Origin of the sequence: Klebsiella sp. DY2415, from assembly GCF_026314315.1 — a bacterium.
GTDB lineage: Bacteria > Pseudomonadota > Gammaproteobacteria > Enterobacterales > Enterobacteriaceae > Klebsiella > Klebsiella ornithinolytica.
The window spans coordinates 4,255,656-4,272,105 of record NZ_CP111115.1 but is presented as its reverse complement, the minus strand read 5'-3'; the positions used below and the strand labels follow the sequence as shown (position 1 = coordinate 4,272,105).

At 56.2% G+C, this 16,450-nt stretch carries 15 protein-coding genes; 4 read left to right on the top strand and 11 right to left on the bottom strand.

Translation table 11 applies throughout. The annotated features are described in order from the left end of the window. Positions 1-184 precede the first annotated feature (184 nt). Positions 185-1,405 (bottom strand): MFS transporter, encoded by a 1,221-nt coding sequence (locus OQV00_RS20340; protein ID WP_004858822.1) that lies wholly within the window; start codon positions 1,403-1,405, stop codon positions 185-187. Between the two features lie 163 nt (positions 1,406-1,568). Between OQV00_RS20340 and ushA the strand changes: the two genes are divergently transcribed. Continuing rightward, positions 1,569-3,221, top strand: a complete 1,653-nt coding sequence (ushA, locus tag OQV00_RS20335; protein ID WP_004858825.1) for a bifunctional UDP-sugar hydrolase/5'-nucleotidase UshA — start codon at positions 1,569-1,571, stop codon at positions 3,219-3,221. Between the two features lie 140 nt (positions 3,222-3,361). On the opposite strand, the gene ybaK is transcribed toward ushA, so the two are convergent. The 7 genes from ybaK to OQV00_RS20300 all read right to left on the bottom strand — a co-directional run bounded on the left by ybaK (position 3,362) and on the right by OQV00_RS20300 (position 11,786). Next, positions 3,362-3,841: a Cys-tRNA(Pro)/Cys-tRNA(Cys) deacylase YbaK gene (gene ybaK / locus OQV00_RS20330; RefSeq protein ID WP_004858826.1), complete on the bottom strand. Its 480-nt coding sequence runs from the start codon at positions 3,839-3,841 to the stop codon at positions 3,362-3,364. A 203-nt stretch (positions 3,842-4,044) separates the two neighbouring features. Then, on the bottom strand, positions 4,045-4,839 hold the full coding sequence (locus OQV00_RS20325; RefSeq protein ID WP_004858828.1) for a TraB/GumN family protein: 795 nt from the start codon (positions 4,837-4,839) through the stop codon (positions 4,045-4,047). Positions 4,840-4,890: 51 nt separating this feature from the next. Further along, positions 4,891-7,392 (bottom strand): copper-exporting P-type ATPase CopA, encoded by a 2,502-nt coding sequence (gene copA, locus OQV00_RS20320; protein ID WP_266279338.1) that lies wholly within the window; start codon positions 7,390-7,392, stop codon positions 4,891-4,893. 93 nt (positions 7,393-7,485) lie between these two features. Continuing rightward, positions 7,486-8,199: an MgtC/SapB family protein gene (locus OQV00_RS20315; RefSeq protein WP_004858832.1), complete on the bottom strand. Its 714-nt coding sequence runs from the start codon at positions 8,197-8,199 to the stop codon at positions 7,486-7,488. 60 nt (positions 8,200-8,259) lie between these two features. Further along, entirely contained in the window at positions 8,260-9,279 is a 1,020-nt protein-coding gene (locus tag OQV00_RS20310; protein WP_162893476.1) for a nucleoside hydrolase, read from the bottom strand. After that, positions 9,254-10,285 (bottom strand): LacI family DNA-binding transcriptional regulator, encoded by a 1,032-nt coding sequence (locus tag OQV00_RS20305; protein ID WP_004858836.1) that lies wholly within the window; start codon positions 10,283-10,285, stop codon positions 9,254-9,256. The genes OQV00_RS20310 and OQV00_RS20305 overlap by 26 nt, the downstream gene beginning before the upstream one ends. Before the next feature lie 106 nt (positions 10,286-10,391). After that, complete coding sequence (locus OQV00_RS20300; RefSeq protein WP_004858838.1) at positions 10,392-11,786, bottom strand: MFS transporter; 1,395 nt, start codon at positions 11,784-11,786, stop codon at positions 10,392-10,394. Between the two features lie 292 nt (positions 11,787-12,078). On the opposite strand from OQV00_RS20300, the gene cueR reads away from it, so the two are divergent. Continuing rightward, positions 12,079-12,489, top strand: a complete 411-nt coding sequence (gene cueR / locus OQV00_RS20295) for a Cu(I)-responsive transcriptional regulator (RefSeq protein ID WP_004858840.1) — start codon at positions 12,079-12,081, stop codon at positions 12,487-12,489. Here the strand turns inward: cueR and OQV00_RS20290 are convergent. Together OQV00_RS20290 and OQV00_RS20285 are read right to left on the bottom strand one after the other, a co-directional pair. After that, entirely contained in the window at positions 12,486-12,950 is a 465-nt protein-coding gene (locus tag OQV00_RS20290; RefSeq protein WP_100663384.1) for an NfeD family protein, read from the bottom strand. The two genes, cueR and OQV00_RS20290, sit on opposite strands and share 4 nt — an antisense overlap. Beyond that, positions 12,947-13,864, bottom strand: coding sequence for an SPFH domain-containing protein (locus OQV00_RS20285; protein ID WP_004858844.1), 918 nt, complete (start codon positions 13,862-13,864; stop codon positions 12,947-12,949). The genes OQV00_RS20290 and OQV00_RS20285 overlap by 4 nt, the downstream gene beginning before the upstream one ends. 139 nt (positions 13,865-14,003) lie before the next feature. Between OQV00_RS20285 and fetA the strand changes: the two genes are divergently transcribed. Together fetA and fetB are read left to right on the top strand one after the other, a co-directional pair. Next, on the top strand, positions 14,004-14,681 hold the full coding sequence (fetA, locus tag OQV00_RS20280) for an iron efflux ABC transporter ATP-binding subunit FetA (protein WP_044346327.1): 678 nt from the start codon (positions 14,004-14,006) through the stop codon (positions 14,679-14,681). Then, complete coding sequence (gene fetB, locus OQV00_RS20275) at positions 14,668-15,450, top strand: iron efflux ABC transporter permease subunit FetB (protein WP_004858848.1); 783 nt, start codon at positions 14,668-14,670, stop codon at positions 15,448-15,450. Before fetA ends, fetB begins: the two co-directional genes overlap by 14 nt. Before the next feature lie 113 nt (positions 15,451-15,563). Here the strand turns inward: fetB and OQV00_RS20270 are convergent, their stop codons facing one another. Next, positions 15,564-16,418: a co-chaperone YbbN gene (locus OQV00_RS20270; RefSeq protein ID WP_004858849.1), complete on the bottom strand. Its 855-nt coding sequence runs from the start codon at positions 16,416-16,418 to the stop codon at positions 15,564-15,566. Positions 16,419-16,450: the final 32 nt, after the last annotated feature.

Here is a 16,450-nt window from a genome sequence, read left to right as displayed (position 1 = left end):
AAAACCGAGTAATAGTTTATGACAGTTTTCGCTGTTTTGTTTATGAATAATTGTTGAATTATGCAGAAAAATGGAATTAACCCGCAAAAAGGCACAGATCGGAAAACTACGGCAGCTAATGAGCGGGAGTGCTGTCAGCATAAGGGATTACGGCGGCCAAAGTTTCACTTTAGCCGCCAGATAATCAGGGTTTTTGGCGGTTGTCAGGAAGGAATATCGTCAATATGCCGAGAAGTGGCAGGAAAGCACAGATTTTATAAACCAGCTCGATACTGGTGTGGTCCGCTAACAGCCCCAGAACGGCGGCTCCGAGGCCACCCATACCAAATGCGAAGCCGAAAAACAGACCGGAAACCATGCCGATACGCCCCGGTAACAGCTCCTGGGCGTAGACCAGGATAGCCGAAAATGCCGATGCGAGGATAAATCCAATAATCATGGTCAAAATTCCCGTCCACTCCAGCGTCGCGTAGGGTAAAACAAGGGTAAAGGGAGCCACGCCGAGGATCGAGCCCCAAATTACATATTTACGCCCAATTTTATCGCCAACTGGCCCGCCAATCACCGTTCCTGCGGCAACGGCAAACAGGAAAATAAACAGATGAACCTGCGCATTCTGGATCGATAATCCGAATTTATGCATCAAATAAAAGGTGTAATAGCTGCTGATGCTCGCCATATAGAAATATTTCGAGAAAATCAGCATCAACAGGATGCCGACCGCAAGAATAACTTTGTTTTTCGGCAGCGGACTGGCGACGACGGCCTTCGGTTTACCTTTATTCATTCGATGCTGTGCGGCATACCAGCGGCTGATTTGCGACAGCACGACGATGGCCAACAGCGCGGCCAGGACGAACCATGCGACGTTACCTTTGCCATATGGCGCGATAATTACCGCCGCCAGCAGCGGGCCCAGAGAACTGCCAAAGTTACCGCCAACCTGGAATAGCGACTGCGCCAGTCCGTGACGGCCGCCGGAGGCCATCCGCGCCACGCGCGACGATTCCGGATGGAATACCGAAGAACCGGTACCCACCAGCGCGGCGGCAAGCAGGACCGTGCCAAAGCTCCCCGCCAGCGCCAGTAAAACCAGGCCGCAGAGCGTAAAACACATGCCGATCGGCAGCGACCATGGCATCGAGTGTTTATCGGTCCAGTAGCCGACCACCGGCTGAAGCAGCGAGGAGGCCAGCTGGAAGGTCAGCGTGATCATCCCGATTTGCACGAAGGTCAGGGAGAACTCCGACTGAAGCAGCGGGTAAATCGCCAGAATCAGCGACTGGATCATATCGTTCAGTAAATGGGAAAGGCTGATTGCGCCCAGAATACCAAACGAGGTGCGTGCTTTTTGCGGCGCAGCAGCGGGGCCGGATAAGGGTTGAACGGTCTGATTCGTCGCCATAGGTTCACTTTGAGCGTGTTATTGTGGATGCAGGTGGAATTATTATCTGACTAACATACCTGCCACTAAGGTTTGAAGGAAGTCTCAATTCGGAAAACATATTTGTCTGTCGACGTAACTCGCTATACTTTCGGCACTTGTTTATTCAGTCAGGGAGAGAAATATGCATTTTTTAAAACGGGCGGTGGCGCTGGGGCTATTTACCGCGCTGTCTCTGGGAAGCTTATCCGCACAGGCATATGAGCAGGATAAAACCTATAAAATCACCATCCTGCATACCAACGATCACCACGGTCACTTCTGGCGTAATGATTACGGTGAATATGGTCTGGCGGCGCAAAAGACGTTGGTCGACGGGATCCGCAAAGAGGTCGCCGCTGAGGGCGGCAGCGTTCTGCTGTTGTCCGGCGGCGATATTAATACCGGTGTGCCGGAGTCGGATTTACAGGATGCAGAGCCAGATTTTCGCGGTATGAACCTGATTGGCTATGATGCGATGGCAGTGGGCAACCACGAGTTTGATAATCCGCTCAGCGTGCTACGCCAGCAGGAAAAGTGGTCAAAGTTTCCGTTCCTCTCCGCCAATATCTACCAAAAAAGCACCGGCGAGCGTCTGTTTAAACCCTGGGCGCTGTTTAAACGCGGGGGATTAAAAATCGCGGTCATTGGCCTGACTACCGATGACACGGCGAAGATAGGTAACCCGGAATATTTCACCGACATTGAATTCCGCAAACCGGCGGACGAGGCCAAACTGGTTATCCAGGAACTGCAGCTGAATGAAAAACCGGATGTGATTCTGGCGACCACCCATATGGGCCATTATGACAACGGAAATCATGGTTCTAACGCCCCTGGCGATGTCGAAATGGCGCGCAGCCTGCCGGCAGGATCGCTGGCGATGATCGTCGGCGGTCATTCGCAGGATCCGGTCTGTATGGCCTCGGAGAATAAAAAACAGGTCGATTATGTACCGGGCACGCCGTGTGCGCCGGACAGACAGAACGGTATCTGGATCGTTCAGGCGCACGAGTGGGGTAAATATGTCGGTCGCGCGGATTTTGAGTTCCGCAACGGCGAGATGAAGCTGGTGCATTATCAGCTGATCCCGGTCAATCTGAAGAAGAAGGTGACCTATGATAATGGGCAGAGCGAACGCGTGCTCTATACGCCGCAAATCCCGGAAAACCCGCAGATGCTGTCGCTGCTGACGCCATTCCAGAATAAAGGCAAAGCGCAGCTTCAGGTCAAAATTGGCAGCGTGAATGGGCATCTTGAAGGCGATCGCAGCAAGGTACGTTTTGTGCAGACTAATATGGGACGCCTGCTGCTGGCGGCACAAATGGCGCGTAGCAATGCCGATTTTGCCGTGATGAGCGGCGGCGGTATTCGTGACTCCATCGAAGCCGGGGATATTACCTATAAAGATGTCATGAAAGTGCAGCCGTTCGGTAACGTGCTGGTGTATGTCGATATGAGCGGTAAGGAAGTGACGGAATATCTGACCGCCGTGGCGCAGATGAAACCTGACTCCGGCGCCTATCCGCAGTTCGCCAACGTCAGCTTCGTGGCGAAAGACGGCAAGCTGAACGATCTGAAAATCAAAGGCGAACCGGTCGATCCGACGAAGACCTACCGGATGGCGACGTTGAGCTTTAACGGGACCGGCGGTGACGGCTATCCGCATATCGACACTAAGCCGGGTTATGTGAATACCGGTTTTATCGATGCCGAAGTGCTGAAAGAGTATATCCAGAAAAACTCACCGCTGGACGCGGCCGCCTATGAGCCGAAAGGCGAGGTGAGCTGGCAGTAACGCGTGAGGATGAGCCCGGTGGCGCTGCGCTGACCGGGCTACCGGTTCGCCACGATCTGGTGGATGAGTAGCCTGGTCAGGCGCGACGCGCCGCCTTCGGGATAGTTCCGGTTTACAGGTCCCTGTGCGCCGAGGCGCAATTAATCGCGGCGAGCGATATCGGCGAATTTGGCGTCGAGAATCTTCGCTAAATCGCTGGCCGCCAGTTCGATATCCAGCCCGCGCTTGCCGCCAGAAATATAAATGGCGTTAAACGCCTGGGCCGGGGCATCAATCAGCGTCGGTAGCCGTTTCTTCTGCCCGAGCGGGCTGATGCCGCCGACCAGATAGCCCGTCGTACGCTGGGCGACCATGGGATCTGCCATGTCCACCTTCTTCGCGCCCAGGGCTTTGGCCACTTTTTTCAAATCCAGCTGCCCGGCCACCGGCGTCACCGCCACGGCCAGATGTTTCATATCGCCGTTGACCGCGACCAGCAGCGTCTTATAAACCTGGTCTGCGTTCAGCCCCAGTTTGCGTACCACTTCGTCGCCGAAGTTGGTTTCATTGGGGTCGTGATCGTAGCTGTGGATCTTAAAAGCAATTTTGTTTTTTTCGAGTAACTTAACGGCGGGAGTCATACTTATCCTTCTTACCAACCGATCTCACGTGCTGTCAGCATACGCCTGTTGAATGTGTAAAAAATAGTACCATCTTGCGCAATAGTATTGGCAGTGATGGTCACTTTGAGCGACAATCGAACGATCCGGAATGCAAATTCCGGGATAATAATAATGATGAAATTCCTCTTTGACGGGCCAATAGAAATATTGGCCATTTTTTTTTACGTCAGCATATCGGGCAGATTCCCTTCACCATATAAATGCAGCGCACCGACGGCGACAACATAGCGCCCCGGCGGCAGCGCCAGCAGCGTCTCGCGCCACGCCTGATTGCGCTGATGCATCAATACATCGTACAGCGACTGGCTAAAGGTTGTCGGCAGCGTGGTGACGCCTTTGGCGGGCGGCTGCTCCAGCCACCAGCCGATCATCACCTGCAAAAGACGGGCGTTTGTGCGCCAGTGGGTCAACGTATCCTCCAGCAGCGCCAGCCCGCCGTCCGGCAGATTGCGCAGCAGCGCTATCTGGCTGTCGGTGCCTTCCAGCTCCATTACCCGCACGTTGCTCTCGCGCGCCGCCATCAGCAGCTGGTAGTCAATACCGTAATCCGCACGCAGACCCAGCTTCTGGGCCTGCGTCGCCTGTAACACCATGGCGACCTGCCAGAGCGGCTGACTGTCAAACAACGCCGTCGACAGCCCGAGTTCCGCGGCCCGGCTCTCCAGCTCGACGAGCTGCTGCGGGTTTAAACGCTCGGCCAGCGGCGGACAGGGGGGGAGGTCTGCAAAGGGCGTTTCGTTCCCGGTGATATCCGCCTCAACGATGAGGGCGTCGGCCTGACGAATTTTTTTCAGCAGCCTGGCGGGAGGAGGGGACATGTCGCGGGTGCCCATATGAATACTGCCGACCAGATGCAAATAGCGCTCTCCGGGAAGGGTAATATCCAGTGCGGGCCAGGAATAAGACGCGCCGACGGCGGCACGCCACAGCATTTTTATTCGGTTTAACAGGCCCATACGCGCTCCGTAGTGTGAAGCCTTCATGCTAGCGCGTATGGGTCATAACATCTAGTCTTTCGGTTTAAAGCGCAGCAGCCGGTTTGCGTTGCTGACCACGGTAATGGAAGAGAGCGCCATAGCGGCCCCGGCTACCACCGGGTTAAGCAACGTTCCGGTCAGCGGCCATAAGATCCCGGCGGCGATAGGGATCCCCAGCGAGTTGTACACAAAGGCCCCCAGCAGGTTCTGTTTCATGTTGCGCAGCGTGGCTTTTGAAATTGCCAGCGCATCCGCCACGCCGTTCAGACTATGACGCATCAGGGTGATGGCTGCCGTCTCAATGGCTACATCGCTCCCACCGCCCATCGCAATCCCGACGTCGGCCTGGGCCAGCGCCGGCGCGTCGTTGATGCCGTCACCGACCATCGCCACCTGATGCCCCTGGCTTTGCAGGCGCTTGATAGCGTCAGCTTTACCGTCCGGCAGCACGCCGGCGATCACTTCGTCGATGCCTGCTTCTTTGGCAATCGCGTTGGCGGTCGTGGGGTTATCCCCGGTCAGCATCACCAGACGATAACCCTGGCGATGCAGGCGAGCCAGCGCAGCGACGCTATCGCTACGCAGCGGGTCGCGAATAGCGAACAGTGCCGCGACCTGGCCATCGATCGCCAGCAGCACCGGCGTTGTCCCTTGTGATGCCTGGGCGGCGATCTCGTTTTCGACGGCGGCGGTGGCAATCTTTTGCTCATTGAGCAGCGCCTGGTTACCGAGCAGCAGAGTATGGCCTTCGGCCTCGCCGCTGACGCCGAGCCCGAGCAGGGTGCGGAAGTTGTTGACTACCGGCAGCTGGCTATCGGCGGCTTTCTCGATGATCGCCCGCGCCAGCGGGTGACTGGAGCCTTGCTCCAGTGCCGCCGCAAGACGTAGCGCGGTGGACTCATCAACATCGGCAAAGGTTTTTACCGCCACAACCTGCGGTTTACCTTCGGTCAGGGTGCCCGTTTTATCAAAGACGATGGTATCGAGCTGGCTGGCGCGCTGCAGCGCATCCGCATCGCGAACCAGCACGCCATATTCCGCCGCGCGACCCACGCCGGAGATAATCGACATCGGCGTCGCCAGACCCAGCGCACAGGGACAGGCGATAATCAGCACCGTGGTGGCGATCACCAGGGTATAGACAATTTGCGGCGCCGGCCCGAAGAAGTACCAGATTGCCGCACTGAACAGGGCGATAACCACCACGGCCGGCACGAATACGGCGGAGATTTTATCCGCCAGCTGGCCGATTTCCGGTTTGCTGCTTTGCGCCTGGCGCACCATGCGGATGATACGAGCAAGCGTCGTCTGGCTGCCGACGGCGCTGGCGGTAAACAGAACGCTGCCGTCCTGGACCACGGTGCCGGCATGCAGCGTGTCGCCATCCGTTTTTTGTTGGGGAATAGGTTCGCCGGTCAGCATCGCCTCATCCAGCCAGGCTTCGCCCTGGCTTATAACGCCGTCAACCGGAACCCGGTCGCCGGTAGTCAGGCGCAGGGTCATCCCCGGCTGAACGTCGGCCAGCGGCACGCTTTTTTCCCCCTCTTCGCTGACCACTCGCGCCGAGGGCGGCGTCAGATCGAGCAGTTTTTCCAGCGCTTTTGAGGAGCGCTGACGGGCGCGGGCTTCCAGCATATGGCCGAGGTTAATTAAGCCGATAATCATTGCGCTGGCTTCATAGTAGAGATGGCGAGCCTCCATCGGGAACCACTGCGGCCACAGGTTGACGCTCATGGAATAGAGCCATGCTACGCCGGTTCCCAGCGCCACCAGCGTATCCATGGTGGCGGTACCGTTTTTCAGGCTTTTCCATGCGCTGCGATAGAAATGGCCGCCGGCGAAGACCATCACCGCGAGGGTGACAAGCCCGATAACCAGCCACAGGGAACGGTTATCATCGCTGACCATCATATTGTCACCGATCATTCCCCAGACCATGACCGGCACCCCCACCAGCAGGGCAACAATCGCCTGCCAGCGGAAGCGTTTCATGGTGGCGATAGCGGTTTCCTGCTGGCGTTCGCGGCGTTGCAGATCATCTTCGATCGCTTCGGCACCGTAGCCTGCCTTCTCCACCGCCTGAACTAATTCTGCGGCGGACGCGCTGCCCATAACCAGCGCAGTGCGTTCCGCGAGATTTACCCGTGCCTGCGTGACGCCCGGTACGCTTTGCAGCGCGTTTTGTACCCGGGAAACACAGCTGGCGCAGCTCATGCCGCTTAACAGCAGCTGTTGGCTTTCATCATCAGCCGTCGCTGCCGGAAGCTCAGAAGAGACCGCTGTCAGCGCTTCCGACGGGATTGATGACTCCGCCAGCGGTTTAGCCTTTGGGTGGCTTAACTCTGCGCCGTAACCGGCCTGCTTGATCGTTTCGATAAGCGCTTCCGCACTGGCGCTACCGGTCACGTGTGCTTCGGTGACGGTGACTTCAGCCAGCTCAACGTCCGGGCGCTGTTCGAGGCTTTCTTTTACGCGTTTGACGCAGTGACCGCAGGACAAACCGTCCAGGGCCAGGTCGATGGTTTGAGACATAACACACTCCTTTATGACAGGGATGACTGACTGTGATAAAGGTTAAACCTTCCAGCAAGGGGAAGGTCAAGGTGTTTATTTGCGACGGCGTGTTTAGTGTTCCAGCGCAATCGCGCAGACATGTTCCAGAGAGGAAAGGCTGCTGTACAGTTCGGGTAGGGTCATTTTTTTTCTCACCACCATCTTGAGGTTGACCTCTATTTTTCCCTTTTTTAAATCACGAATGGTGATGGTTTCGATAATATTTTTTTGCTGCGTAATACTCGCTATTAGCGTTTCTAAGCCGGATTTTTCATCAAGAATAATGCGGATTTTTACTTTACCGGGTGACTGATTTTTAGTTTGTAAAAAAATGACGCAATAGCTGAGCTTGATCGCCAGCAGAAATAATCCGGTGGCGAGAAGAGCATGCAGATAAAAACCGGCGCCGCTGGTAATGCCTACCCCTGCGGAAGCCCATACGATTGCCGCTGTCGTCAGCCCGGAAATCGCATCGTCATGGCGGTGGAGGATCACGCCCGCACCGAGAAACCCGACGCCGCTGATGATCTGCGCCGCCAGGCGCATCGGATCGCTGCGGATATTGGCGGAGATCTCAGCGTAATACTCCGCTGACTGGATCGAGACAATCGTCAGGACGCAGCTGGCTACGGAAATAATCACGCAGGTTTTAAAGCCAACCGGTTTACCTTTTGATTCTCTCTCCAGACCGATGATGCCGCCGAGAATAAAAGCCACGCCAATTTTGCATAGCGTAATGAAAACAGATTCTCCCTCGCCAGATAAAATGACCGCCAACGTATTCATTTTTCCTCCGCAAAACCCTGCCCGCGAAGCCATGGTATTCCTCTTGCCTGTGCCGGAATGCTAGGCGCGGTAACGGTGAATATAGTGTTCGAGCAGCGCCAGAAGATGGGTGTTATCGATACTTTCGAGGATGCGTACTGTCGCGCCTTGCGGCTCGGGAACCCCCACGTCCAGGCGCAGGCCGTCGCGGCCGTAGCGGCAGGTCATACCGCGAGTGATGCCTTCCAGAGAGACGTCGAGGTAATCTTCTGTCGTCGTCGCCATCGTCGGATCGAGCAACCAGGCAACGGTTACAACATCATGGATCCAGCATCCGGGCAGGTTGCGGGTCTGCATCGAGTAGGCGATCCACGGGCGAACAGTCTGGGCCAGGTAACGGCTAAGCCCGTTTTTTACCGAAGTCAGACGATCCAGATCGCGATGAAGCATTTGCGTTTTCGTGGTGACATCCATCGGCACCAGCGTGACAGGCGCGCCGCTGGTGAGTACGGCGTGTGCCGCTTCAGGATCCAAACCAAAATTGGTGTCTTTGATATAGCCGGCAACGTTGAACACCCCGCCCATGATCACGATGTTTTTAACCGTATGAACGATTTCGGGATAGAGTTGCAGCGCTATCGCCACGTTGGTGAGTGGCCCGGTGGCAATCAGCGTTATCTCGCCGGGATGGCTGCAGATCAGCTCACCGATGGCCTGCGGTGCCAAAGGCTGCGCGGCCTGACACGTTGGCGGCGCAGGGACGTCCGACCATAGCTGACGTAAGCCAGCGCGATCGACGCCACGATCGAGTTTTTCGCGCCAGGGCTGCGGGTCTTCTCTGAGGGCGCGGGCGGCGCCGCGGTAGACCGGAACGGGGATATCCAACTGTCGGACGAGGGCTTTGGCGACGGCATAGCCGGTTTCTACCGGCGTATTGCCTGCCACGGTGGTGATCATTTCCAGGGTGATTTGCGGGGCGGCAATCGCCAGCGCCAGCGCCAGGCCGTCATCGATATTGGCGCCCGGAACGCCGTTCCCCGGGTCGCAGTCGATAATCACGCGCATGGATTCATTTTCATCTTGTCTCAGGTTGTACTTCATGTCCCTGGCAGCCACACGACTCTCCCACTCGTAAATAAAACTCAAATTCAACGCGGCGAACCTTGCCGTCCCAGTTTTTCAGCATGTCGATCGCCGCCCGGGCCATTTTGTCGACGGGCTGGCGGACGGCCGTTAAGGAAGGGACGTTGTAAGCCGATTCTTGTGTAGCGTTAAAGCAGACCAGCGCCACATCCTGGGGCACACGCAGCCCGTGCTCTGCCAATGCGCGTAAGCAGCCCAGCGCCTGCTGTTCATTGGTGGCAAACAGCGCGCGCGGCGGCTTACCCTGCAGCATACGTTTTGTCGCCTCATAGCCTCCTGCCCGCGTGTAATTGGTCGAAAAAATCCAGCCAGGGGTGACCGCAAGCGACGCTTCTTCCAGCGCTAACTGCCATCCCCGAATACGATCCTGGGTGTTGAGCATTTCACGCGGACCACAGATGATGCCGATATCGCGGTAGCCGTGATCGATAAGATGTTTCGTCACCTGCCAGGCCGCCAGCTGTTCATCCACCTGAATAACGCTGACGTTTAATCCGGCATCGACGCGATCCAACATCACGCAGGGCGTGCCGCTCTCTGCAATCAACTCAATATACGGGTGCCGGTCAACGCTGGTATAAATCAGGCCGTCGACCTGGCGATTGAGCATGTTGTTGATCAGTTCACGCTCTCGTCCGCTGTTATCTCCCGCATCCCCCAGCAGGAGCACCTTACCGTCAGCAAACGCTTCGCGCTGCAGGGCGTGCGCCATGGAGGCAATAAACGGGTTTGAGATATCCGGGGCCACAAGCCCGTATGTTTGCGTGCTCCCCGAGGCCAGCGCGCGGGCGATACCATTGGGCCGGTAACCGGTTTTCTTAATCGCCTGCAGCACGCGCTGTCGGGTCGCTTCAGCAACGGGGCGAGGACCGTTATTAATAACGTAACTCACGACCGCGACAGATGTTCCCGCCTCCTTTGCGACATCGGAACGTGTTACGCGCTGTGAATGTGATTGGGTCACGGGGCACCTACCTGGTTGAGTTCAGAGCATTCTCTTTTCCGCACAGCATAAGGTGTTGTCAGCCAAAAATCTTTGGTAACGCACGCGCACTCGCCGTTCTCCGTACTCAAATCGCGTCCTCAGGTAAATTGAGATCGCGCCCGCGCGTCTCCGGAGCGAAAAAGGTGGTCACCAGACCGATGGCGGCCATCAGCGAGAAATAGACGGCGATAGGCCACCAGTGCCCGTAGAACGAGAGCAGCGCCGAGGCCACCAGCGGCGCGGTACCGCCCGACATAATCGAGCCCAGCTCTTTGGCGAAGGCCATTTTGGTATAGCGGTTAGTCACGCCAAACAGCTCAACGCCCCAGGCCGCCTGGACACCGAAAATACCCAGCGAAGCGAGCCCCATGCCGGTAATAATGGTAGGGATAACAATCCACGGCTCACGGGAGTCGAGCAGCATAAAAGCCGGAAATGCGTACAGGATCAGTAACAGGCAGAACCAACGATAGATGATGCGTCGACCGAAGCGATCGGAAAGCCAGCCCGCCAGCGGAATAATGGCGAATCCCAGAATCGAGGCGATAAATACCGCCACCGTCGGGACCGATTTATCAACCATCAGAACCTTGGCGACATAGCCAATGATAAAGCCCTGGGCGAGGTAGGAAGGGCCATTTTCGCCGATGCGTAAGCCGACCATCGTCCAGAACGCCCGGGTGCGTCGCCAGAAGCTACGGGTGTCGTGTTGTTTCATTACCTGGCCGCGGCGCAGCGATTTTTCACGTTCGGCCTTGAGCAGCGCTTTTTGCCGTTCAAAGACCGGCGTTTCACGGATATGGCGGCGAATGAACAGCGCCGTCGCGGCGATGAGAATGCTGCTGAGGAAAGGGATGCGCCATCCCCAACTGAGCAACGCATCTTTGTCCATTTGTAAGACGACGAGCCACACCAGAGAGGCGAGTAAAGTGCCGCTGTTGGAGCCGAGAGCGATAATGGAAGAGACCAGCCCGCGGCGCTTCACGGGGGCGTATTCTCCGAGCATCACGGTGCCGCCTGAGAGTTCTGCTCCGGCCCCCAGCCCTTGAGAGAATCGCAGAATAACCAGGCACACCGGCGCCCATACGCCAATCTGGGCGTAGCTGGGAATTAAGCCGATTAGCATGGTTGAGAATCCCATCAGGCCGATGGTGATCACCATGACAATTTTCCGCCCGTGCCGGTCGCCTATCCAGCCAAACAACAGCGCGCCGATGGGGCGCGCAATAAAACCAACGGAATAGGCGGCAAAGCTGGAGAGAAGCGCCATGACAGGGGTAGCCTGCGGAAAAAAGACATCGCCAAAGATAATGCCGGCGGCAAGCCCGTAGAGGGCAAAATCGGCATATTCCATCGTGGTGCCTAACCAGCAGGAAAACGTCGCTCGCCAGAATTCGCGGCGCCCTTCGGGGGTTTCCATGCGCTCCTGGGCAGCTTGCTGGCCGTCAGTCAGGGGAACAGAGGATGAATGCGTGTTCATAAGAACTCCTTGAAGTAAGCTGTCGACAAAAGCCGCAGGTTTTAACGCTTCATGTTCTACTCGCGTAGATATTATATTTCTTCGGTAAATTAATAAATCTACCCGCGTAGAATTAAAAGATGAAAGAGTCAGGATTGCGAAAGCGATCACTTATAACAGGCAATTGTTACAGAAAATGATTCCCCGGACGCGCTACGCTGCAAGGAAGAGAGTTTCCTGAGGCGTCGCCGGTAGGCGATGAAGGGAAGTGGGTTATAATGATGCTCTGTAGGCGCCAATCGACGGAGGACTCGTGAATATCAGCGATGTGGCAAAAAAAACCGGCTTAACCAGTAAAGCGATTCGCTTTTATGAAGAGAAGGGACTGGTCACGCCGCCGCTGCGTAGTGAGAACGGCTATCGCAGCTACAGTCAACGACACCTGGATGAACTGACCTTACTGCGCCAGGCGCGGCAGGTCGGCTTTAATCTTGAGGAGTGCCGCGAATTGATCTTTCTGTTTAACGATCCGTCGCGGCACAGTGCGGACGTTAAGCGCAGAACGCTGGATAAAGTTGCGGATATTGAGCGCCATATCAGCGAATTGCAAAATATGCGCAGGCATCTGCTGGCGCTGGCGGAATCCTGTCCCGGCGATGACGGCGCCGATTGCCCAATTATCGACAACCTTTCCGGCTGCTGTCACCGCAAGACGCAGGCTTAGCGGCGTGGCGCGGTGGCCTGCACGCGCAGCGTAATACCTTCGACGGCCAGTACCTCTACGTGGCTGCCTGCGGCAAGGTCCTCATCGGCCACCACCGGCCACGAGCTGTCGCCGACGCGCACATGACCATGGCCGTTGATCAGCGGGCTTTCCAGCATGAAGACGCGGCCGACCAACTGCTTGCCGCGCTGGTTGAGCTGCGCGTCGGCCGGTTTCTGGCGCGCGACCTGTCTGCGCAGCCAGTGTGACCACAGCCAGGCGGCCAGCAAAGTCAGCGCGGCGAACAGCGTGCCCTGCCACTCCCAGCCGAAGGGCAGAGCCCAGGAGAGGAGTCCGGTGACCACGCCAGCGATGCCGCTCCACAGCAGATAGCCGTTGCCGCCCAGCATTTCAGCGGCCAGCAGTAGCCCGCCGAGGCTCAGCCAGAAAATATGCGGATGGGCGAGAATGAGCGCGATCATGATTTTTTCCGTTCGCCAGAACCTTCTTTAATAAGCTCGCTGATACCGGCGATGGAGCCCATCAGGCTGCTGGCATCGAGCGGCATCATCACCACTTTGCTGTTATTAGCGGAACCAATTTTCTGCAGCGCATCGGTGTATTTCTGGGCGACAAAGTAGTTAATCGCCTGAATATCGCCGGAGGCGATAGCGGACGAGACCATCTGCGTTGCGCGGGCTTCTGCTTCCGCAGAACGTTCGCGGGCCTCAGCCTGTAAGAATGCCGACTGGCGTTCCCCTTCCGCTTTCAGGATCTGCGACTGCTTTTCCCCTTCGGCTTTGAGAATTTCGGCCTGGCGTATCCCTTCGGCTTCAAGAATATAGGCGCGTTTGGTTCGTTCGGCTTTCATCTGGGCGTTCATCGAGGCAATAAGTTCAGCCGGCGGGCGCACGTCGCGAATTTCAACGCGGGTAATTTTGACGCCCCACGGGTTCGTTGCTTCGTCGACAATATGCAGCAGGCGGGTGTTAATGCTGTCGCGCTGAGAAAGCATTTCGTCAAGTTCCATCGAGCCAAGAACGGTACGAATGTTGGTCATCGTCAGGTTAACGATCGCCTGCTGTAAATTGCTGACCTCATAAGCCGCTTTTGGCGCATCAATGACCTGAATAAAGCACACTGCATCAATCGTCACGTTGGCGTTATCGCGTGAAATAACCTCCTGGGAGGGAATATCAAGCACCTGCTCCATCATATTAATCTTACGGCCAATGCGATCCATAAATGGTACCACCAGGCTTAAACCCGGCTGCAGCGTCATGGTGTAGCGGCCGAAACGCTCAACGGTCCACTGGAAGCCCTGGGGGACGATTTTAACGCCCGCCATAACGACAACCAGCGCGACGAAAATGAGTACGGGGATAAAGATCAGCATCAAAAAACCTCCTGTTTTATTGCCTGATGAGGCGCCAGAAAAAATGACGCAGGTTTAAATTGAGTATATCTTTCTCCTCATCCAGGCGAAAGGAAACTGGAGTAAACTAGCTGGGTTGTGGGAAAAAAGTGGAACAATAATGAAGGAAAATAACGCTATTTTGCGTCTTGAGCATGTTGGCTTTCAGGTCGACGAGACGGTCATACTTAATAATATAAACCTCCAGCTGCGGGCCGGAGAATTTAAGCTGATTACCGGGCCTTCCGGCTGCGGAAAAAGCACCTTGCTGAAAATTATCGCCTCGCTGCTGAGCCCCACCTCCGGGCAGATTTTTTTTGCCGAACGCGATATTACGACGCTGTCGCCGGAAACCTACCGCCAGCAGGTCTCCTACTGCGCGCAGACCCCGTCGCTGTTTGGTGACTCGGTCTATGACAATCTGATTTTTCCCTGGCAGATTCGCCGTCAGCAGCCGGATCCTAAAGCGCTGATTGCTGATTTACAACGCTTTGGTCTTGCGGAAAATACGCTGGAAAAATCAATCAATGAGCTTTCTGGGGGAGAAAAACAGCGGGTTTCGCTGATCCGTAATTTGCAATTTTTGCCCCAGGTATTGTTGCTCGATGAAATTACCAGCGCGCTGGACGAAAGTAATAAACACAACGTCAACGATATTATTCATCGTTATGTGACGGAAAAAAATATTGCGGTGCTGTGGGTCACCCACGATCGCAATGAAATTGCCCATGCTGATGAGGTGATTACGTTGCAGCCCGCCGGCGGCAACGCTCAGGAGGTGTCTCATGAACGGGCATAATATTACTAACGAATCGCTGGCGCTTTCGATGGTGCTGGTACTGGTGGCGATTATTGTAAGCTACCGGGAAAAACTGGCGCTGGAAAAAGATATCGTCTGGAGTATCTGCCGGGCGGTGGTGCAGCTGATTATTGTCGGCTACGTCCTGAAATATATCTTCAACGTTAACCACGCGCTGCTGACGCTGCTTATGGTGCTGTTTATTTGCTTTAACGCGGCGTGGAACGCGCAAAAGCGCAGCAAATATATCGATAAGGCCTTCATCTCATCGTTTATCGCCATTACCACCGGCGCAGGGCTGACCCTGGCGGTGCTGGTCTTCTCCGGCTCCATTGCTTTTGTGCCGATGCAGGTGATTCCGATCGCCGGGATGGTGGCCGGAAACGCGATGGTGGCGGTCGGGCTGTGCTACAACAATATGGGACAGCGCTTTAACAGCGAGCAGCAGCAAATTCAGGAGAAGCTCAGCCTGGGCGCCACGCCGAAAATGGCGGCTGCCGGGCTAATTCGCGACAGTATTCGCGCGTCGCTGATCCCGACCATTGATTCGGCTAAAACGGTGGGGCTGGTGAGTTTGCCCGGCATGATGTCAGGGCTGATTTTTGCCGGGATTGATCCGGTGAAGGCCATTAAGTATCAGATAATGGTGACGTTTATGCTGCTCTCCACCGCCAGTCTGTCGACGATTATCGCCGGCTATCTGACCTACCGGAAGTTCTTTAACGCCCGCCATCAGCTGGTGGTGACGCAGTTGAAAAAGCACGTATAAACGAGATAGTTCCCCGGATGGCGGCGCGTGCGCCTTCTCCGGGCTACCCGACAGTACCGCCCTCGGCCCCGGTCAGCGCTGCGCGACCGGGGGGACTGAGACGGATAAGGGGATTAGTACAGCAGCGAATAGAGCTGGCGACGGTACTTCGCCGCTAAGGCATCGCCGGTACCCAGTGCGGCAAGGATCTCCTGCAACATCTTGCGGACCTGGCCGTCTCCGGCGCCTAAATCCTTCTGCAAATGGCTGAACAGCAGCGCCAGCGCTTCTTCGTTACGGCCAACCTGATGCAGCTGCAGCGCGAGCTGAGCGGCCAGCGCGGCGTCTTCTGGATGCTGTTCAACCTGCTGCTGCAGCTGTTGAATTTCCGGCGTATCGGCCGCCTGTTTCAGCAGCTCAATCTGCGCGACCAGCCCCTGATAGCGGGTATCCTGATCCTGCAGCGGAACGGTTTTCAGCACCGCTTCGGCTTCGTCGGAACGCTGCAGCGCGATCAGCGTTTCCGCCAGCAGCAGGCCAATCTGGCTGTCCTGGTTCGACATCTGCCACGCGTCTTTCAGCAGCGGCAGAGCCTCAAGATATTTTTCTTCCTGCATCAGCGCCAGCGCCTGCTGAGCTTTCAGCTCCTCTTCGCGGGGCAGGACTTTATCCAGCAGCGCGCGGATGGCTGATTCCGGCTGCGGGCCTTCGAAACCGTCTACCGGCTGGCCGTTCTGGAACAGATAAACCGTCGGGATTGAGCGCAGGCCAAACTGTGAGGCAAGCATCTGCTCAGCGTCGCAGTCCACTTTCGCCAGCGTGAACTGCCCGTTGTATTGCGCAGCCAGCCCTTCCAGAACCGGCGTCAGCTGCTCGCAGTGCTGGCTGCGCGCTGACCAGAAATAAAACAGCACCGGCGCAGTAACGGATTGCTCCAGCGTCTGGTGCAGGTTAGCTTCGGTAATATTGATAACATTCTGTACTGACATGAGCGCATCTCTTTAGTCGATTTTGGGTATAC